The following is a 17998-nucleotide window of genomic DNA, read 5'->3' as shown; positions in this document are numbered from 1 at the left end:
GGTAGCGACGCTTGCGCACATGGACAATCCCCGGCGACACACCATATTGAGCGGTATGGATTTTGATACAGATATCGCGATTATCGGCGGCGGGCTGAATGGCACAACGCTTGCCTTGGCACTGGCACAGACGGGGCAACGGGTTGCGTTGATTGACGCGCAAAAGGCTGCTGTGCGTGACGACCCGGAATTCGACGGGCGCTCTTACGCCCTGGCGCTGACCTCGACCCGATTGCTGGACGCGGTGGGCATCTGGAAAGACGTAGCGCAAAACGCCCAAGCAATGTTGGAGATCAAAGTCACCGACGGGCGGGCCGGTGATGGCCCTTCGCCCATGTTCATGCATTTCGATCATGCTGAGATCGAAGAAGGCCCGATGGGGTTCATGCTCGAAGACAGGTATCTGCGGCAAGCCTTGCAAGCCGCAGTCGCCAAGACCGAGGCAATCACGCTTCTGGACGGCAAAACGGTTGTGGCTCAGGCCGCAGATGTCAGCGGCATCACCCTGACGCTGGGTTCGGGCAAAACTGTTCGGGCGCGGTTGGCTGTCGGCGCAGACGGACGCAACACCGGCACCGGTGAGCGCGCGGGGATCAAACGGATCGGCTGGAGCTATGGCCAGACGGCTTTGGTTTGCGCCATCGAACATGACCTGCCGCACAAGGGTATTGCCCATCAGTTCTTTATGCCCCCCGGACCGCTGGCAATCCTGCCCCTGACCGGCAACCGTTCGTCAATTGTCTGGAGTGAAACGGATCAGAATGCCAAAGCCATTCAGGCCCTGACGGATGAAGAGTATCTTGATGTCCTACGGCCCCGTTTCGGCAGTTTTCTGGGCGAGGTAAAGCTGGCTGGCAAACGCTATTGTTATCCGTTGGGCCTGTCGCTGGCACATGAAATGATCGCACCACGGATTGCCTTGGTAGGCGATGCGGCACACGGCGTGCATCCAATTGCCGGACAGGGTCTGAACGCGGGCTTGCGTGACATCGCTGCACTGGCAGAGGTCATCGCGGATGCCGCCCGACGCGGCGAGGACATCGGATCAGACGCCGCGCTGGCCCGTTATCAGGAATGGCGCAGGTTCGACAACACCACATTGGCACTTGCGACAGACAGCTTTAACCGACTGTTCTCAAACGACAATCCATTGGTACGCATGGCGCGTGACATCGGGATGGCAGCGGTGAATGCCCTGCCCGGCCTGCGACGTGGATTTATCCGCGAAGCGGCGGGGTTGACCGGTGATCTGCCGCGCCTGATGCAGGGAAAGCCGCTTTAGGGTCCTGACCCTAGTCCAGCACCCGCGCTTCGTCGATCAGCATCACGGGGATACCGTTGCGGATCGGATAGGCCAGACCGGCGGTTTTCGAAACCAGTTCCTGACGCTCGGCATCATAACTTAACGTGGTCTGACTGCGCGGGCAAATCAGCGCCTCCAGCATCCGGCGGTCAAAATTGACACTTGTGTCACTCATTGCATGAATCCTTCGTCCATTCCGCCCCTAAGCGAAAATTCGATCAGTGTTATCAAAGTCTCGCGCCGGGTCTCCAGCGAGGGAGCCTCAAGCAGCGCCTGCTTCCCTTCCAGATCAAGGTCAAGCATCATTGAAAGCGAGTTGATCAGCAGCTCGTCGTCGGCTTCCTTCATCGTGTCCCAATCCGCAGACAGGCCCTGCGCGTCAAAGTACCGGTTCAACAGGGCAAGAAAGCTCTCGCGGTCGAAACCGCTGTCCTGTTCGTCATTGCCAAGGTCCCGTTCAAACCCGTCCCAGCTGACATCGCATTTGCGATAGGGGCTGAACCCTTCCACCTCTTTGACAACCCGAAAGCGCGACATGCCACCAAGGGTGATCATGTACCGCCCGTCTTCGGTTTCGGAAAACTGGGTGATACGACCGGCGCATCCGATGCATTGCAACCCATTGCCCTTACGGCCCGGGGCCTCGTTCGGCTGAATCATCCCGATCAGCCGTTCGTCGGTTTTCAGCGCATCCTCGATCATCTGAAGGTAACGCGGTTCGAAAATATGCAAAGGCAATCGGGCACGCGGCAAAAGCAGCGCGCCCCCCAATGGGAAAATCGCAATCGTATTCGGCAGGTCTGCGTTCTTGTTCATACCAAGGGACCTAGCGCGGCTGCCGCATCAGGCAAATATCAACGAGCTAAGCTTGCGTCTGCCGTTCAGCACAACCGCATCATCCGGCTTGAGCGCATCGAAAATCGTGAACAGCTGGGTTTTTGCCGCCCCGTCGTTCCATTCGCGATCCCGCTTGAACAGGTCCAGCAGGTGATCCACCGCGCCCTGTGCGTCCCCATTGGCAAATAGCGCCTGCGCCAGATCGAACCGCGCTTGCAGATCATCAGGGGCCGCTTCAACCGCCGCGGTCAGCTCTGCCACCGGCCCGGCATCCGCCGCCTGGCGCGCCAGTTGCAGCTGCGCATGAGCCGCTTCCAGTTCGGGGGCTTTGGATATCTCGATCGGGGCACCGTTCAACAGGGCCTCGGCCTGATCCAGATCACCCAGCGCAATCAAGGCACGCACCTGTCCACCAAAAGCCTTGGCGTTGTTGGGGTCTTCCCCCAGCACGGCGGCAAAGGTCTGGAATGCATCCTCGGCAGCGCCTTCGGCCAGCATTTCCTCGGCGGCCTCAATCGCGGCATCCAGCCCGTCGTCGGCCACTTCACCGCCAGACGCTTTGATCACACGGTCGATGAAATCTTTGATCTCGGACGGCGGCACCGCCCCTTGGAAGCCGTCAATCGGCTGGCCTTTGAAAAACGCATAGACAGTCGGCAAGGACTGAATCTGCAGCTGCCCCATGATCATCTGGGCCTCGTCCGCATTCACCTTGACCATTTTAACCGCGCCTTTAGCGGCTTTCACAGCCTCTTCCAGCTGCGGGCCAAGGGTTCTGCACGGGCCACACCAAGGGGCCCAGAAATCAACGATGATCGGGGTATGTTGCGATGCATCGACAACGTCGCTCATAAAGCTGGCTTCGTCGCCGTCTTTGATCAGATCGTCGTCGGTCACACCGGTTAGGTTCAATTCCATGTCTTCATCCTCGCTTGGTCGCGTTTGCGGTATATGGGCGCTTTGGCCGCAGAATCAAAGGCCAATCAAAGATCGAACGTGGCAAAGACCGGCGCGTGGTCGCTGGGTTGTTCCCAGCCACGTACCGCGCGCCCGATATGGCTGGAATGCGCCGCATTCGAGATGTCCGGCGTGGCCCAGATATGATCAAGCCTGCGTCCCTTGTCGGCCTCGTCCCAATCGCGGGCACGATAAGACCACCAAGAATACAATTTACCCTCGGGGATGTCCTGCCGTGTGACATCGACCCATTTGCCAGCGTCCTGCGTCGCGCCAAAGGCCTCGACCTCGACAGGGGTGTGGCTGACCACCTTTAGCAGTTTCTTGTGGTCCCAAACGTCATCCTCGCGCGGGGCGATATTCAGATCACCCACAAGGATGGATTTCTCCGGCTTATCCGCATGGAACCAATCGCGCATCTCGGCGAGGTAGTCCATTTTCTGGCCAAACTTTTCATTGATTGCGCGGTCAGGTTTGTCACCGCCAGCGGGCACATAAAAATTATGGATCGTTGTGCCGTTCTCCAGCTGTGCCGCCACATGGCGGGCGTGGCCCAATTGCGCAAAATCCTTGTCGCCCATATCTTGCAGCGGCAGCTTTGACAGGATCGCAACCCCGTTGTACCCCTTTTGGCCGCGCGCAACCATGTGGGTGTAGCCCGCCGCGTGAAACCCCTCCAGGGGGATTTTGTCGACCGGGCTTTTGCACTCCTGTAAGCACAGAACATCCGGCCCGTGTTCGGCCAACAGGCGCAAAACCAAAGGCTCGCGCAGGCGGACAGAATTGATGTTCCAAGTGGCAAGCGTAAAGGGCATTGGGTTCTCCGAAATTGATTTAAGGAACCTTACCTTGTGGCCGCCGCCGCCGCCATGCGGAAAGCTGCGCGTTCGCCAGCCATTTGGAGGTGAGCGCCAAAGACAGTATTTTAAGAAAAAAAATGGCCGGACACGGTGGTCCGGCCAAGGCCTACAGGCAGGTATGTGTCTTTACCCGGACACAAATGTCGGGGGTTCAGGGCGCGGAAACTCATGAAAAAGGCGCTCTGACAGACAAACCCGATCCTAGCGAATTGGTTCCAGTCTCAGACCATTAATCTGTAGCCACCCGATTCGGTGACCAGCAGCTGCGCATTTGACGGATCCGGTTCGATTTTCTGACGCAACCGGTAGATATGGGTTTCCAGCGTATGTGTGGTGACACCCGCGTTGTACCCCCAGACCTCATGCAGCAGCACATCCCGCGGCACCACACCATCCGTCGAGCGATACAAGAACTTGAGGATGTTGGTTTCCTTTTCGGTCAGGCGAACCTTTTTATCATCCTCGGTGATCAGCATCTTCATGGAGGGTTTGAACGTATAGGGCCCCAATTGGAAAATCGCATCTTCGGATTGTTCATGTTGACGCAGTTGCGCCCGGATACGGGCCAGCAGCACCGGAAATTTGAACGGCTTGGCAACATAATCATTCGCACCAGCATCAAGGCCCAGAATGGTATCAGCATCCCCGTCATGGCCGGTCAGCATCATGATCGGGCTTTTCACACCCTGTTTGCGCATCAGCCGGCACAGTTCACGCCCGTCTGTATCGGGCAGGCCCACGTCTAGAATCACCAAATCGTACAGGGCTTCCTTGGCGCGGGTCATGGCATCGCCGCCATTTGCGGCCTCGAATACGTCAAAGTCCTCAGTCATGACCAATTGCTCGCTCAGCGCTTCGCGCAGGTCGTCGTCGTCATCCACCAGCAGAATTTTCTTGAGCTGTGCCATTGTCGGGCTCCTTTTGCGTTACCCTAGAGATGTAGTCAGACAGGCCGCAGGACAAGGTTTCGCGTTGCGGTTTCACGCACGCGTGTGCGAAACCTGTTGAAATGTTTCATTTCCGGCCTCACTGACTAAGATATCCGGAAATCGAGTAACAGAGTTGTAACACCTCCATGAGCCTTGCACCCGACATCACCGAACAACTTGCACGGGCGCGTGCCGATCTTCGTATGGGCGTTCCGGTGGTTATGACAGGCACCGCACCCGCCCTTGTGATGGCCGCCGAAACCCTGTCTGCACAGCGTTTGGCAGATATCCTTGCCCTGCCGGGCGCGCCGGTTCTGGCGATCACCGCACGACGGGCAGAGACGTTAAAGGCGCGTGTCTATGACGACGATCTGGCGCGAATCGCCCTGCCAAATGACGCGAGCCACGCCTGGATACAGAGCATCGCAGATCCCGCAGGCGACTTGCAGACCCCGATGAAAGGGCCTTTTGCATGTTTGCGCACCGGAGATGCGGCGTTACATCGCACGGCCCTGATACTGGCAAAAACCGCGCGTCTCTTGCCGGCTGTTGTTGTGCTGGAGATGGCAAACGCTGTCGAATTTGGCCGCGAAAACGCGCTGACCGAGATTAATCTGGCCAGAGCCACAGCCGAACTTTCGACCCGCAGCGTTTTGCACCCCGTGGTGCAGGCCCGCCTGCCGATGGATGTCTCGGAAGCGGGCAAGCTGCATGTTTTCCGGCCTGAAAACGGCGGCGAGGAACATTACGCCATCGAGGTCGGGCGCCCCGACCGCAACAAACCGGTTCTGGCGCGGCTGCATTCCGCCTGTTTCACCGGTGACGTGATGGGCAGTTTGAAATGTGACTGCGGCCCGCAATTGCGCAGCGCCATGTTGCAGATGGGCACAGAAGGTCAAGGGGTGCTGTTGTATCTCAGCCAAGAAGGGCGCGGCATCGGGCTGGCCAACAAGATGCGGGCATATTCCCTTCAGGATCAGGGGTTTGATACCGTTGAAGCCAATCACAGATTGGGCTTTGAGGATGACGAGCGTGATTTCAGGATCGGATCGGATATCCTGAAATCAATGGGTTTTTCTGCTGTGCGCTTGCTCACCAACAACCCGCGCAAAGTCGCAATGATGGAGGCCAGCGGGGTTAAAGTCACCGAACGTGTGCCGCTGCATGTGGGGGAAAACGCCCATAACACCGGATATCTGGCGACCAAGGCCGCGAAATCGGGGCATCTTTTTTAATGCGATGGGTTCGGGCCGGCGACATGGTTGTAACCCCGATGGGGCTGCGATTTGGTGGGCGGCACTACCCCTGTAGCATCGGTAAAGGCGGCATAAGCAACAGCAAGCAAGAGGGCGACGGCGCGACACCGCGCGGTGCCCACCGGATTGTTGGTATGCTCTACCGGCCAGACCGGATGCCATGTCCAAACGACTGGGCCCGCCCGATCGGCCCCGGTGATCTGTGGTCCGACGATTCGGGCGCAACGGATTATAACCGCCAGGTGCGTGCGCCCTACCCTTACAGTCACGAGGTACTGCGCCGCGCCGATCCGCTCTATGATCTTGTTCTGCTCACCGATTGGAATTGGCCAGATGCCATTGCGGGGCGGGGGTCAGCGATTTTCATGCACCAATGGCGTCGCCCCGGCTACCCGACCGAAGGCTGTGTCGCGCTCAGTCGCTCTGATTTACATGCCATTGCACGTAGACTCACCCGCGAGACCCGCCTGATCGTACCCTAGGGCGGGGCTCAGCCCACCACGCGTTCACCAAAAATTGCCGAACCGACACGCACATGTGTCGCCCCCAAGGCAATCGCGCGGGTAAAATCACTGCTCATCCCCATCGACAGACCTGACAAACCATTGCGGGCGGCGATTTTTGCAAGCAGGGCAAAATGTAGGCTGGGTTCCTCATTTACCGGCGGGATACACATCAGGCCTTTGACTGGCAGGTCCATCGCAAGACACTCAGCGATGAAAGCATCTGCATCACTTGGCATGATTCCTGCTTTTTGCTCTTCTTCACCCGTGTTCACCTGCACGAAAAGCTCGGGGCACCGCCCCTCTTCCTGCGCAAGCCGGGCAAGGGTCTTGGCCAGTTTCGGACGGTCAACAGAGTGGATGGCATCAAACAATCCTACAGCCTGCCGCGCCTTATTGGTTTGCAACGGTCCGATGAGGTGCAAATCAACCGGGCCAAAGGTGTCGCGGAATGCCGGCCATTTTCCGGCGGCTTCCTGCACCTTGTTTTCACCAAAACAGCGGTGACCCTCAGTCAATACCGCACTGACTCGCGCATCCGGCTGCACCTTGCTGACAGCAATAAGATTAACGGATCCGGCAGCGCGTCCGGCGTCCGCTTCGGCTTTGGCAATGGCTGTTTGAATATCGTGCAGGCTCATGCGTTCTGTCCCCTGATGTTAGGGCATTTCGGCGAAAACCTGTTTCACAGAGCATCACTCAATGTGTTGAAATCTTTGATTTCAGGCAGCGCTAGGTGTTTCAAGTCTGTCGCGAAGTGCGGTCACTGCGGAATAACACCGGCATGGCGCAAAAGAAAAGGGGCAGGCCAAAGGCCCACCCCAAATCGTTTGGTTGTTGTTCAACTTAGAAGTTGAAGCGAACACCCAGATCGGCGCGTGTGTCGCCGTTCAAACGCTTCGCAACACCACCGCGCAGGGATGTACCGCCGCCCAGGTCGTGGTTGAAGTCGATGCCGTAGCCTGTGTCGGAACCGGAGTCCGCGTCGGCAACGTAAACTTCTACGTCTGTTGCTGCGCCTACGTCAAATTTACCGGCCAGAACGATGTGATCGCCTGCTGTGCCGTTGTCTGCGTATGCCAGAGTAACTTTGGCTGGGCCGATGGAACCGCCAACAGATGCTGCGAACTCAGTGTCAGCAGCGTTGTCGGAGTCCTGTGCACCCAGAGCAACTGTCCAACCGGAGAAGGTGTACGCAACGTGTGCTGCGATACGGTCGGATGTGTCAGAAGCAGAAACGTGTACGGACAGGTCGCCTGCGGAGTACAGTACTTCAACACCGTTGGCGTTTGCTGAACCGTTGCCACCGGAAGAGTACGCGTCTGCGCCGCCTGTGCCGTAAGCTGTGTAGTCATAGCCCAGACCGGTCAGACCCAGGTCGATTGGGTACATGCCAGGCATGAATTCCAGAGCGCCGAAGATGTTACCAACACCGACTTCCAGACCACCGGAACGTGCGAAGAAGCGAACGCCGTTGATGCCCTGTGCGTTGCCTGCGGCTGCGTTGTCGTCACCAGCGTTACGCTGGATACGTGCACGTGCACCGAAAGTTACACCAGCGTCAGACTCGGCTGTTGCGTCGATCTGCAGACGGAAACGGTGCGTGATGTCTGTGGAGTCACCAGCGGCTGTGTCGTTGTAAATGATACCAAAGCGACCGTAGCCGCCGAAAGTAACGTCTGCTGCTGCAACGCCGGCGGTCGCAACCAGAGCTGTTGTAGCGAAGAGAACTTTTTTCATGAGTTTACCCTCGGTTTATAATTCATATGCCCAAGCCGGGGAATCCGGAAAGGGTATGCAGGGTGTTTGCCCTTGATGCCCCTTGGTTGGCAAGAAGCCTGAAACGCTTCCCGCCATTGCCGCGCTCAATGGTGCAGCTTTGCCACAGTTTTGACATCCGCCCCGCACAGCACCTCCCTGAAATCGCCCCGAACAAGGGGTTTTGCGGGAAATCCCCTCTATACATATGCCTTGCTCAGCCGGCAGAGCTTGGGTAGACCATTGCAAAACAGGCAAAGGATCGCAGGCATGGCCCGTCTAACCGTATGCAGAATCGCCCTTATTACTGCGCTGGCAGCAGCGCTTGGCGGCTGTGGTGCCCTGCGCAGCCTCGGCGGCGGCGACGGGCAACCGTCTGCCAGCGTGAATAATCCGAATATTCCCAGCAATATCGAAACCAACGCTGACAACACCATTTGGTCTATCTTCAATACAAAGACCGGCGATAACACAATTGCCGTCAATAAATACCTGTGGACGGCCTCGCTTGAGGTTCTGTCCTTCCTGCCGGTGCAATCGGTAGACCCTTTCACGGGCGTGATCGTTACCGGATATGGCACCCCGCCCGGCGGCGGCAGGGCTTACCGCGCAACGGTGCTGGTTGATGATCCCGCGCTTGATGCACGCTCCCTGAATGTCGCGCTGCAAACCCGTGGCGGGCGCGCTGTCAGCAAGGCCACCGCTCGTGCTGTCGAAGATGCCATTCTGAGCCGCGCCCGCGAATTGCGCATCGCTGATAACAAATTCTGAGCCCACTCTACGCTTTCACACACTTCCACGCCGGGCCCTGTCGATAAAACAGCCCGGCGTTTTCCATTGTTAAAGGTCCATACGATGTCCCGTTACACCCCTGCCGAGATCGAAACCCGTTGGCAGCAAGCCTGGGAAAAAGACGAAATCTTCAAGGCGGTCCGCTCTGCCGACAAGCCTAAGTATTATGTGCTTGAGATGTTTCCCTATCCTTCGGGCCGCATCCATATGGGCCACGTGCGCAACTATACGATGGGCGACGTCATTGCGCGCTACAAGCTGGCGACTGGCCATAACGTGCTGCATCCGATGGGCTGGGACGCCTTTGGAATGCCTGCAGAAAACGCCGCGATGGCGATTGGCGGCCACCCCAAGGATTGGACCTACGGCAATATTGCCGAGATGAAGAAACAGATGAAGCCGCTGGGTCTGTCCATCGACTGGACCCGCGAATTTGCTACCTGTGATCCCGAATATTACGGCCAGCAACAGGCGCTGTTCATTGATTTCCTTGCCGAAGGCCTTGTGTATCGCAAGAACGCCATCGTGAATTGGGATCCGGTTGATATGACCGTGCTGGCCAATGAGCAGGTCGAGGCCGGGCGCGGCTGGCGCTCTGGTGCGTTGGTAGAGCGACGCGAACTGACACAATGGTTCTTTAAAATCTCCGAACATTCTGAAGAGCTGCTCGACGCACTTGATTCGCTCGATAACTGGCCAGCCAAGGTCAAGCTGATGCAAGCCAATTGGATCGGCAAGTCACGCGGTCTTCAGTTTGCGTTCTCCACTGTGGATGCCCCCGAAGGTCACGACCGCATTGATGTTTACACAACCCGCCCCGACACCCTGCTGGGCGCGTCTTTTGTTGGCATCTCACCGGATCATCCGTTGGCCAAACTGCTTGAGAAAGACAATCCAGAACTTGCAGCCTTCTGCGCTGAATGCCGCAAAGGCGGCACCACGGAAGAAGCCATCGAAACCGCAGAAAAACTGGGCTTCGACACTGGCATCACCGTACGCCATCCCTTTGACACAGCACATGAATTGCCGGTCTATATCGCCAACTTCATCCTGATGGATTACGGCACCGGCGCGATTTTCGGCTGTCCGGCGCATGATCCGCGCGACTTTGAATTCGCGACAAAGTACGACCTGCCGATCATCTCGACTTATCTGCCCAGCGAAGAGAGCGACGAGATTCTGGCCGAAGCCTTTGTGCCCGCCAAAACCGACAAGGTGTTCTACAATCGAGGATTCGCCGGTGAGCAATGGCAAACCGGAAACGAAGCAATTGATGCGGCAATCGCCTTCTGTGAGGAAAACGGCGTCGGCCAAGGCGTCACTAAATTCCGCCTGCGCGATTGGGGTCTGTCACGCCAACGCTATTGGGGTTGTCCGATTCCCGTTGTGCATTGTGATGCCTGTGGCGTGGTGCCGGAAAAGAAAGAGAATCTGCCCATCGAGCTGCCTTATGACGTGAATTTTGACACGCCCGGCAACCCGCTTGACCGGCATCCCACATGGCGCGACTGTGCCTGCCCGGCTTGCGGCAAGCCAGCCAAGCGCGAAACCGACACGATGGACACATTTGTCGATTCGTCATGGTATTTCGCTCGTTTCACCGCGCCCGACGCCAAAACACCGACAAATATGGAAGACGCCAAATATTGGATGAACGTCGACCAATACATTGGCGGCATTGAACACGCGATTCTCCACCTGCTTTATTCACGCTTCTTCGCCCGCGCGATGCAGATCACCGGACATTTGCCAGAATCGGCCATCGAACCCTTTGATGCATTGTTCACCCAAGGCATGGTAACCCACGCGATCTATCAGACACCGAAAGAGGATGGGCGGCCTATATACCACTACCCCGAAGCGGTCGATTTGCGAGATGGTAAGGCGTACCTCAAGGAGACCGACAGCGAAGTCGAGATTATTCCCTCTGCCAAGATGTCCAAATCCAAGAACAATGTGGTCGACCCGCTGAGCATCATTTCAAACTATGGGGCGGACACCGCCCGCTGGTTTGTCCTGTCCGATTCGCCCCCCGAACGGGATGTGGAGTGGACAGCCTCAGGTGCTGAGGCCGCGTTTAAACACCTGAACCGCGTCTGGAACATCTGCGACCGGATCGGCGCAATGGACAAAGATGCCACCGGCACAGGTGACAAAGAGCTGCTGCGCGCCATGCATAAAACCATCCATGATGTGACCATGGGTGTGGAATCCTTCGGCTTCAACGCTGCCATCGCCAAGCTTTATGCTTTCACCGCAACCTTGCAAAAGTCCAAGGCCGGCCACAGCGCACAGCGCGCGGCAGTGATGACATTGGCACAATTGATGTCGCCAATGACCCCGCATCTGGCAGAAGACATCTGGGCCCATCAGGGCGGTGAGGGTCTGATTGTCACAGCCCCATGGCCACAGGCCGACGAATCCATGCTGGTGGATGATACAGTCACCTTGCCGATCCAGATCAACGGCAAACGACGCGCCGAAATCAACGTACCGGCGGATATGTCAAAAGAAGAGGTTGAAAAAATCGCCCTCGCCCATGAAGCTGTGGTTCGAACCCTTGATGGTGCGACGCCCAAAAAGGTGATCGTCGTGCCCGGACGGATTGTGAATGTTGTCGCTTAATCGCCGCTTTTTCCTTCTTGCCCCGCTGGCCCTTGCGGCCTGCGGGTTTGAACCGGTTTATGCGCCGGGTGGCGCGGGGGCGGTTTTGCAAAACCGCGTGGCCGTCGATCCGCCCGGCAGTCAGGACAGCTATCTTCTGGTGCGCGAACTGGAAAACCGTCTGGGACGCAGCAATGATCCGGCATTTGCCTTGTCACTGGTGATCAGCACCTCCGAAGCGCAGCTGGCAATTGACCGCGAAGGTGACACCGGACGGTTCAACCGTCTGGCCAGTGTCCGCTACAGCCTGCGCAATCTGGCAAACGGACAGATCGTGACCTCGGGCATGGTCGAGAACTTTGTTGGCTATTCCGCCACCGGCACCACGGTTGAAACGCTCGCCGGCGAACAAAACTCTCAGGAACGCCTGATGACGATCATCGCCGATCAAATCGTCAGCCGTCTATATGCCACTGAAATCAACGCATGAAGCTTAGCCCGCGTGACGCCACGCCCTATTTCAAAAAACCGGACAAGGATAAAACCGGCCTGCTGATCTTTGGCGGGGACGCCATGCGTGTGGCACTGAAACGACAGGAATTCCTCAAGGCGCTGTTGGGCCCGAATGCCGAGGAGGAAATGCGCCTGACACGGATTCCCGCAGGCGAGCTGCGTCGCGAACCCGCGATGTTGCTGGATGCGATCAAGGCCATCGGTTTTTTCCCCGGTCCGCGCGCCGCGCTGGTGGAGGATGCCAACGACAATATTGCCAAGATATTGTTGGATACCTTGAAGGACTGGCAAATCGGTGACGCGCAGATTGTCGTAACCGGCGGCGATCTCAAGAAAACCTCGAAGGTGCGTAAGGCGTTTGAGGCACATCCGAACGCCTATGCGCTGGCGATCTATGACAATCCGCCTGACCGCGCTGAAATCGAACGGATGCTGGCCGAGGCCAAGCTGACGCCGGATGGCGATGCCATGGCGGCCCTTTCGGATCTGGCGCGGGTGATTGATCCAGGCGATTTCCGCCAGACGCTGGAAAAGCTGTCGCTGTACAAATTGAATGACGCTTCGACGCTGAGTACCGATGACGTTGCCGCCTGCGCGCCCACCTCGACCGAGGCGGATGTGGATGACATCCTGCATGTGGTGGCCGAGGCCCGCGCCCGTGACATCGGCCCGGTGATGAGCAAACTGCAAGCTCAGGGGGTGACTGCTGTGACTCTGACCATTATGGCCACCCGCCATTTTCGCACGCTCTACCGTATTGCGGCCAATCCCGGCGCGCCGGTCTATGGGGTGCGCGACCGTGAACGCGTGACCCGCCAGTCCAAAAACTGGGGTGCGGCCAAGTTGGAAACCGCCCTATCGGTGCTGACCGATACCGATCTGACCCTGCGTTCAGCGGGCCAGAACGCGCCCGCGATTGCGCTGGTTGAACGTGCATTTATCCGCCTTGCGATGCTGGGCGGCCAAAGAAACCGCTAGAAGGAAACCCCATGTATACTGTTATCGGCGCTACAAAATCCCGCGCATTGCGCGTCATGTGGATGCTTGAGGAACTGGGCGAGGAATATGCACATATCGGTGCTGGCCCCCGCACCCCCGAGGCGTTGAAGTACAATCCGTCGGGCAAAATTCCCGCCTTGCTCGACGGTGATGCGGTCTTGACCGACAGTGTCGCCATCATGACCTATCTGGGCGATAAACATGGCAAGTTGACCGCCCCCGCTGGCACAATCGCCCGCGCTCAGCAGGACGCAATGACATTCTGGCTGATCGACGAATTCGATGCGATTCTTTGGGCCGCCGCGAAACACAGTTTCGTCTTTCCAGAAGAGCAGCGTATGCCCGAGATCAAGGACAGCCTGAAAGGCGAATTCGCCCGCGCCGCCGATCTGCTTAGCGAACGCCTTGAAGGGCCGTTTCTGATGGGAGATCAGATGACCCATGCCGACATTCTGGCGGTACAATGCATCAACTGGTCGATTGGCGCGGGGTTTCCACGGGTGAGTGACAAATTGGGGCAATGGGCCGCAACCATGCGCCAGCGCGACGCCTTCAAAGCCGCCCAAGCCAGATAAATCAGCGCAAGGCGGGGATTACCCCGCCGACAACGCCCACTCCGCCGCATGTTGTCCGGCCCAACGGCCCGTCGCAAGACAGGCCGTGATCAGGTAACCGCCTGTTGGTGCTTCCCAATCCAGCATTTCACCGGCGGCAAACACGCCGGGCAGACCGCGCAGCATCAACCCCTCGTCCATCGCTGCGAACCGGATACCGCCAGCGGTTGAAATTGCTTCATCCATCGGGCGCAGCCCTGCATTCTTGATCGGTAGCGCCTTTAACAGCCGCGCCGTTGCCCGCAGTTTATCAGGCAAGGGGCGCGACATTTCCTGTACCAGCGCAATTTGCGCAGGTGTCAGCCGCAATGTTTTACGCAGGTGATTTGACAGGCTGGCCTTGCCCCGCGGCGCTTGCAGTTTGCTGGTGATCTGCGGCACCGTCATATCGGGCAACAGATCAAGGAACAGCGCGTGCCCTTCGCGCACCCCACGGGAAACCGAATAGATGCCGCCGCCTTCCAACCCTTGCGCAGACAAGGTGGCCTCGCCCCGTGAATGGTAAGGTCCGGCTTGCCATGCCACGCCTTTCAGCGGTGTGCCCAAATGTTTCGTCATATGTTCCGACCATGCGACTTGGACCCCAGCATTTGAGCCGGCAAAGGGGGCCAATGCCACCTCTTTTGCGGCCAGTGTCTCTGCCCAACTGCCCGTCGCGCCCAAACGTGACCAGCTGGCACCGCCCAGCGCCAGAACCGTCACATCCGCGGCCAGTTCCTGCACCCCCTCCGGTGTCTGGAAGCTCAAGGCGTCACCGTTCCAGCCCTGCCATAACCAGCGTGTATTTACGCGCACGCCCAGATCACCCAGACGGCCCATCCATGCCCGCAACAAAGGCGATGCTTTCATTGCTTTGGGGAACACCCGGCCCGTCGTGCCGGTAAAAACCGCCTGCCCCAAGCCCCGCGCCCAATCTTGCACCGCCTCCGAGCCAAAGCTTTCGATCATCGGGGACAGCGGACTGCGGGCTTCGGCAAAAACTTCCATGAAGGGCACAGGGGCCTCGTCCTTGGTCAGGTTCAGACCGGATTTCCCCGCCATCAGAAACTTGCGCCCGACCGAGGGCTTCCCCTCGCAGATCGTCACCCGCAGCCCAGCTTGGGCCATCACTTCGGCAGCCATCAACCCCGCAGGGCCCGCGCCAATCACCACCGCATGTTTCATGCGTCCCCTTTCGGAAATCCACCCTTTATCTCGACAACACGTTGCGGATAGGGAATTTCGATACCGGCGTCTTTCAAGGCGTTCCAGATCAGGAACAGCACGTCGGATGTGTATTTGTTCGGCCCGTCGTCCAACCCGTTGACCCAGAATTCTACCGCGAAATCAATGCCGTTGTCGCCAAAGCCGCGTAATTCGCAATCGGGGGGGTAAGGCAGATCCAACACTTCCGGATGGGTGGCAACCGCCGCTTCAATCAGAGGCGGCACAAGGTTAATATCTGTGTCGTAGCTGACCGAAAACGGTGCCTCGTAGCGGTTGGCAGAGCCACTGTCGGAATAATTGACCACCCGTGTGGTGATGAAATCCTCGTTTGGGACAACGATCCAACGCCCGTCAAAGGTTTCAAGGATTGCAGCACGGGCCATCATCTTGACGATCTTACCCTGCTCGCCGCCATCCAGTTCAACGTAATCCCCGACAGTTGCCTGCCCTTCAACCAGCAGGATCACCCCTGAAATAAAGTTCGATGCAATCTTTTGCAGGCCAAACCCAAGACCAACACCAATGGCCCCGCCCAGCACGGCAAGGGCGCTTAGGTTGATGCCCATGATGTTCATCAGCAACAGGAATGCGATGGCAAAGATCGAAAACTCCGCAGTCTTGATCAGCAATTGCCGGATCGACGGGCGCATTTTTTCGTTTTTGGTAATCAGCGCCGTGGTTTGCGAATTCGACCATTGCCCCAGCCAGAACAACAGCGACCCCGCAATCAGGCCACGCACCAATGTCATCAACGAAAAGCTGATGTTGCCAACCCCGACGACGGTGTCGGTCAGGGTCGCATTGGCGACGTCCAGCAGACCCAGCGCATAAACCGCCATGATCGGCAGCAGGATGTAGCGGCCCAACAGTTTGAGGAACGGATCACTGATGATATCGCGCACCAACGCACGCGCCGCCATAAACAGAAACAGACGTTTGCCAAAGGCAATGACCGCACCGGAATCAAACAAGGACCTTACAATGCCCTCACCAATGCCCGTCAACGCATAGGCAAGCACTGGGGAAATCAGCGCAAGAAACGGCAAGACAAAGCGGCGCGCCGGGGTAAAAACATTGTCGGTTTCGCCCGGATCAATCAACCGATGTAACGCGGGCTTCATCCGCCGCGCGATCATCCCGGCAAAGAACCACGCCAATACCAGCAGCGCAAACTGCGACCATGCGGCGGGACTTAACAGCCAGCTTAGTGCCAGTTCCCACCCCTGCACCGCATAGCCATAGGCCTGTTGCACAATTTCCGGCTGAGAAGAGAGGTCAAATTGCATGGTATCGCCTTGTTTTACGCACCTGTTGCGCCATGCTCTTGCCTGCCTTGGCCGCAAGGTTCAAGGTTTTTGCGCCGCAGCCCCCGTTTTGCCGGACAATTCTCGGGGCCTGTGGCCGGTCGGAGCCTTGACAGTGCGCAGGGGTATATTAACGGTTGCGCAAAACCACACGAGGCACCAATGCGCGTTTTCCTGACCCTAGGGCGCGCACATCCGTTTGATTTCGGCGGCGATCTCCGGTTTGGCAGCGACGGTCAGGGCGCATATTTCCTGCGCCTGTGTCAACAACTCCTCCGCTTCGACAATCCGGTCAATCAGGCCAAAGTTCACGGCCTCGGTTGCGGTGATCTTTTGACCGCCCATCAGGATCAGCTTGGTCCGTGCGGGGCCGATCAACGCAGCCATCCGCGCTGGATCAGAGGGTTGCGGTAGAAAGCCGAGCTTCATCACCGGATAGAAAAACTTGGCCGTTGGCACCGCGAGGCGCAAATCACAGGCCAGCGCCATGCCCATCGCGCCCCCCGCCAGCGTGCCATTCAGCGCAGCGATGGTCAGCCCCGGCAAGGCAGCAATCGCCCCCGACAGACGCTCCCAGACATCCGAGGTTGCCAGACCCGCGCGGGCTTCGTCCAGATCGGCACCGGCACTAAAGACCTTGCCGCGTCCGGTCAGGACCACGGCGCGGGCTTCCCCCGCCCCTTCCATGATCTCGGCCAGTTCGGTCAGCATGGCATGGGTCAGTGAATTTGCCTTGTCAGTCCGGTTCAATGTGACCGTCCAAATGTCCGCATCCTTGTGCAGCGCGATCATGTCAGGCCCACCGCACGGCGAATGCCCTCGTCACGCAGCGAGATTTCCTCGCCCGCGAAACCGTCCGCCTCGGGGCTACACATCCACAACAGACATTTGGCAGGCCAATCTGCCGGCACATGGTCTTCCCACGCAAGTTTACTCACCGGATTGATGCCCGATGCCTTGATCTCGCGCTGCATCTGGGTGGCGACCGTACCGGGTGACAGGCCAATGGCGCGGATGCCCTGTGCGGCCTCTTCCAGATGTACGCATTTGGTCAGCATGTGAACCGCCGCTTTCGAGGCGCAGTAGTGGCTCCATGCCTCGACCGGCCCATGCGCCGCGCCAGATGAAATGGTCAGGATCGAACCGCCACCATTGCCCTTCATCACCGGCAAGGCAGCCCGCATCCCGTTGAACACCCCCTTGAGGTTGATGTCGATCACCTGCCCCCATGCCTCTGCATCAGCCTCTGCCAGATGGGCAACCGGTTCGATGACACCTGCGTTATTGATCAGGACGTCCAGCCCGCCAAAGGCCTGCACGGTTTTCTCAACCGCAGACGCCATATCGCCGTAGTTTGCCACATCACAGGGGATCGCGATGGCCGCCTCGCCGATCTCGGCAACCAACCCGTCAAGTGCGTCTTGCGACCTTGCCAGTAAGGCAACATTCGCCCCGGCACCGGCGAATACCCGCGCGGCTTCTGCGCCGATCCCCCGACTTGCACCTGTGATCATGACGGTCTTGTTTTGCATGTCCATACCGCAGCTTTCCCCCTGTACTATA

19 protein-coding genes are annotated in these 17998 nt (G+C 58.2%); 8 read left to right on the top strand and 11 right to left on the bottom strand.

Features of this window, described 5'->3' with window-relative positions; translation table 11 throughout:
- Nucleotides 1-55 precede the first annotated feature (55 nt).
- Nucleotides 56-1282 carry an FAD-dependent oxidoreductase gene (locus tag HKX44_RS12875; protein ID WP_276151729.1) on the top strand — a complete coding sequence of 409 codons (1227 nt, stop codon included), beginning with the start codon at nt 56-58 and terminating at the stop codon, nt 1280-1282.
- 10 nt (nt 1283-1292) lie between these two features.
- Here the strand turns inward: HKX44_RS12875 and HKX44_RS12870 are convergent, their stop codons facing one another.
- The 5 genes from HKX44_RS12870 to HKX44_RS12850 all read right to left on the bottom strand — a co-directional run bounded on the left by HKX44_RS12870 (nt 1293) and on the right by HKX44_RS12850 (nt 4865).
- Nucleotides 1293-1478: a Trm112 family protein gene (locus tag HKX44_RS12870; RefSeq protein WP_276151728.1), complete on the bottom strand. Its 186-nt coding sequence runs from the start codon at nt 1476-1478 to the stop codon at nt 1293-1295.
- Nucleotides 1475-2119 (bottom strand): LON peptidase substrate-binding domain-containing protein, encoded by a 645-nt coding sequence (locus HKX44_RS12865; RefSeq protein ID WP_276151727.1) that lies wholly within the window; start codon nt 2117-2119, stop codon nt 1475-1477. Before HKX44_RS12865 ends, HKX44_RS12870 begins: the two co-directional genes overlap by 4 nt.
- A gap of 27 nt (nt 2120-2146) precedes the next feature.
- Nucleotides 2147-3058, bottom strand: a complete 912-nt coding sequence (locus HKX44_RS12860; protein ID WP_276151726.1) for a co-chaperone YbbN — start codon at nt 3056-3058, stop codon at nt 2147-2149.
- A gap of 65 nt (nt 3059-3123) precedes the next feature.
- Nucleotides 3124-3912 carry an exodeoxyribonuclease III gene (locus HKX44_RS12855; RefSeq protein ID WP_276151725.1) on the bottom strand — a complete coding sequence of 263 codons (789 nt, stop codon included), beginning with the start codon at nt 3910-3912 and terminating at the stop codon, nt 3124-3126.
- A gap of 266 nt (nt 3913-4178) precedes the next feature.
- On the bottom strand, nt 4179-4865 hold the full coding sequence (locus HKX44_RS12850) for a response regulator transcription factor (RefSeq protein ID WP_276151724.1): 687 nt from the start codon (nt 4863-4865) through the stop codon (nt 4179-4181).
- Between the two features lie 167 nt (nt 4866-5032).
- On the opposite strand from HKX44_RS12850, the gene ribA reads away from it, so the two are divergent.
- Both ribA and HKX44_RS12840 read left to right on the top strand, forming a co-directional pair.
- Complete coding sequence (gene ribA, locus HKX44_RS12845) at nt 5033-6121, top strand: GTP cyclohydrolase II (protein WP_276151723.1); 1089 nt, start codon at nt 5033-5035, stop codon at nt 6119-6121.
- A gap of 23 nt (nt 6122-6144) precedes the next feature.
- Nucleotides 6145-6624, top strand: coding sequence for a L,D-transpeptidase family protein (locus tag HKX44_RS12840; protein ID WP_276153226.1), 480 nt, complete (start codon nt 6145-6147; stop codon nt 6622-6624).
- Between the two features lie 8 nt (nt 6625-6632).
- Here HKX44_RS12840 and HKX44_RS12835 read toward each other — a convergent pair whose 3' ends face one another.
- Together HKX44_RS12835 and HKX44_RS12830 are read right to left on the bottom strand one after the other, a co-directional pair.
- A complete protein-coding gene (locus HKX44_RS12835) occupies nt 6633-7286 on the bottom strand; it encodes a YggS family pyridoxal phosphate-dependent enzyme (protein WP_276151721.1) in 654 nt (217 codons plus the stop codon).
- Nucleotides 7287-7491: 205 nt separating this feature from the next.
- On the bottom strand, nt 7492-8385 hold the full coding sequence (locus tag HKX44_RS12830) for a porin (RefSeq protein WP_276151720.1): 894 nt from the start codon (nt 8383-8385) through the stop codon (nt 7492-7494).
- A gap of 288 nt (nt 8386-8673) precedes the next feature.
- On the opposite strand from HKX44_RS12830, the gene HKX44_RS12825 reads away from it, so the two are divergent.
- The 5 genes from HKX44_RS12825 (at nt 8674) to HKX44_RS12805 (ending at nt 13886) form a co-directional block, all read left to right on the top strand.
- Nucleotides 8674-9174, top strand: a complete 501-nt coding sequence (locus tag HKX44_RS12825; RefSeq protein WP_276151719.1) for a DUF3576 domain-containing protein — start codon at nt 8674-8676, stop codon at nt 9172-9174.
- A gap of 84 nt (nt 9175-9258) precedes the next feature.
- Entirely contained in the window at nt 9259-11820 is a 2562-nt protein-coding gene (gene leuS, locus HKX44_RS12820; RefSeq protein WP_276151718.1) for a leucine--tRNA ligase, read from the top strand.
- Nucleotides 11807-12289 (top strand): LPS assembly lipoprotein LptE, encoded by a 483-nt coding sequence (gene lptE / locus HKX44_RS12815; protein WP_276151717.1) that lies wholly within the window; start codon nt 11807-11809, stop codon nt 12287-12289. Before leuS ends, lptE begins: the two co-directional genes overlap by 14 nt.
- Nucleotides 12286-13290: a DNA polymerase III subunit delta gene (gene holA, locus HKX44_RS12810; RefSeq protein ID WP_276151716.1), complete on the top strand. Its 1005-nt coding sequence runs from the start codon at nt 12286-12288 to the stop codon at nt 13288-13290. Before lptE ends, holA begins: the two co-directional genes overlap by 4 nt.
- Nucleotides 13291-13301: 11 nt before the next feature.
- Nucleotides 13302-13886, top strand: coding sequence for a glutathione S-transferase family protein (locus HKX44_RS12805; RefSeq protein WP_276151715.1), 585 nt, complete (start codon nt 13302-13304; stop codon nt 13884-13886).
- Between the two features lie 18 nt (nt 13887-13904).
- On the opposite strand, the gene HKX44_RS12800 is transcribed toward HKX44_RS12805, so the two are convergent.
- The 4 genes from HKX44_RS12800 to HKX44_RS12785 all read right to left on the bottom strand — a co-directional run bounded on the left by HKX44_RS12800 (nt 13905) and on the right by HKX44_RS12785 (nt 17973).
- Complete coding sequence (locus HKX44_RS12800; protein WP_276151714.1) at nt 13905-15089, bottom strand: TIGR03862 family flavoprotein; 1185 nt, start codon at nt 15087-15089, stop codon at nt 13905-13907.
- On the bottom strand, nt 15086-16417 hold the full coding sequence (locus tag HKX44_RS12795) for a mechanosensitive ion channel domain-containing protein (RefSeq protein WP_276151713.1): 1332 nt from the start codon (nt 16415-16417) through the stop codon (nt 15086-15088). Before HKX44_RS12795 ends, HKX44_RS12800 begins: the two co-directional genes overlap by 4 nt.
- A 198-nt stretch (nt 16418-16615) precedes the next feature.
- Entirely contained in the window at nt 16616-17227 is a 612-nt protein-coding gene (locus HKX44_RS12790; protein WP_276151712.1) for an enoyl-CoA hydratase/isomerase family protein, read from the bottom strand.
- Nucleotides 17224-17973, bottom strand: coding sequence for an SDR family oxidoreductase (locus HKX44_RS12785; RefSeq protein ID WP_276151711.1), 750 nt, complete (start codon nt 17971-17973; stop codon nt 17224-17226). The genes HKX44_RS12790 and HKX44_RS12785 overlap by 4 nt, the downstream gene beginning before the upstream one ends.
- Between the last annotated feature and the right edge of the window lie 25 nt (nt 17974-17998).

Origin of the sequence: Sulfitobacter sp. M05 (genome assembly GCF_029285175.1) — a bacterium.
Classification (GTDB): Bacteria; Pseudomonadota; Alphaproteobacteria; order Rhodobacterales; family Rhodobacteraceae; genus Sulfitobacter.
The sequence above is the reverse complement of the archived record's forward strand: the minus strand, read 5'-3'. Positions and strand labels throughout refer to the sequence as shown.

What these genes read in the sequence shown, in the direction of transcription:
- HKX44_RS12875 (WP_276151729.1), top strand. Translation starts at nt 56, where the DNA reads ATGGATTTTGATACAGATATCGCGATTATCGGCGGCGGGCTGAATGGC.
- lptE (WP_276151717.1), top strand. Translation starts at nt 11,807, where the DNA reads ATGTTGTCGCTTAATCGCCGCTTTTTCCTTCTTGCCCCGCTGGCCCTT.
- HKX44_RS12785 (WP_276151711.1), bottom strand. Translation starts at nt 17,973, where the DNA reads ATGGACATGCAAAACAAGACCGTCATGATCACAGGTGCAAGTCGGGGG.
- holA (WP_276151716.1), top strand. Translation starts at nt 12,286, where the DNA reads ATGAAGCTTAGCCCGCGTGACGCCACGCCCTATTTCAAAAAACCGGAC.
- HKX44_RS12830 (WP_276151720.1), bottom strand. Translation starts at nt 8,385, where the DNA reads ATGAAAAAAGTTCTCTTCGCTACAACAGCTCTGGTTGCGACCGCCGGC.
- HKX44_RS12850 (WP_276151724.1), bottom strand. Translation starts at nt 4,865, where the DNA reads ATGGCACAGCTCAAGAAAATTCTGCTGGTGGATGACGACGACGACCTG.
- HKX44_RS12865 (WP_276151727.1), bottom strand. Translation starts at nt 2,119, where the DNA reads ATGAACAAGAACGCAGACCTGCCGAATACGATTGCGATTTTCCCATTG.
- HKX44_RS12855 (WP_276151725.1), bottom strand. Translation starts at nt 3,912, where the DNA reads ATGCCCTTTACGCTTGCCACTTGGAACATCAATTCTGTCCGCCTGCGC.
- HKX44_RS12870 (WP_276151728.1), bottom strand. Translation starts at nt 1,478, where the DNA reads ATGAGTGACACAAGTGTCAATTTTGACCGCCGGATGCTGGAGGCGCTG.
- HKX44_RS12805 (WP_276151715.1), top strand. Translation starts at nt 13,302, where the DNA reads ATGTATACTGTTATCGGCGCTACAAAATCCCGCGCATTGCGCGTCATG.
- HKX44_RS12860 (WP_276151726.1), bottom strand. Translation starts at nt 3,058, where the DNA reads ATGGAATTGAACCTAACCGGTGTGACCGACGACGATCTGATCAAAGAC.
- HKX44_RS12835 (WP_276151721.1), bottom strand. Translation starts at nt 7,286, where the DNA reads ATGAGCCTGCACGATATTCAAACAGCCATTGCCAAAGCCGAAGCGGAC.
- HKX44_RS12795 (WP_276151713.1), bottom strand. Translation starts at nt 16,417, where the DNA reads ATGCAATTTGACCTCTCTTCTCAGCCGGAAATTGTGCAACAGGCCTAT.
- HKX44_RS12840 (WP_276153226.1), top strand. Translation starts at nt 6,145, where the DNA reads ATGGTTGTAACCCCGATGGGGCTGCGATTTGGTGGGCGGCACTACCCC.
- HKX44_RS12800 (WP_276151714.1), bottom strand. Translation starts at nt 15,089, where the DNA reads ATGAAACATGCGGTGGTGATTGGCGCGGGCCCTGCGGGGTTGATGGCT.
- leuS (WP_276151718.1), top strand. Translation starts at nt 9,259, where the DNA reads ATGTCCCGTTACACCCCTGCCGAGATCGAAACCCGTTGGCAGCAAGCC.
- HKX44_RS12790 (WP_276151712.1), bottom strand. Translation starts at nt 17,227, where the DNA reads ATGATCGCGCTGCACAAGGATGCGGACATTTGGACGGTCACATTGAAC.
- ribA (WP_276151723.1), top strand. Translation starts at nt 5,033, where the DNA reads ATGAGCCTTGCACCCGACATCACCGAACAACTTGCACGGGCGCGTGCC.
- HKX44_RS12825 (WP_276151719.1), top strand. Translation starts at nt 8,674, where the DNA reads ATGGCCCGTCTAACCGTATGCAGAATCGCCCTTATTACTGCGCTGGCA.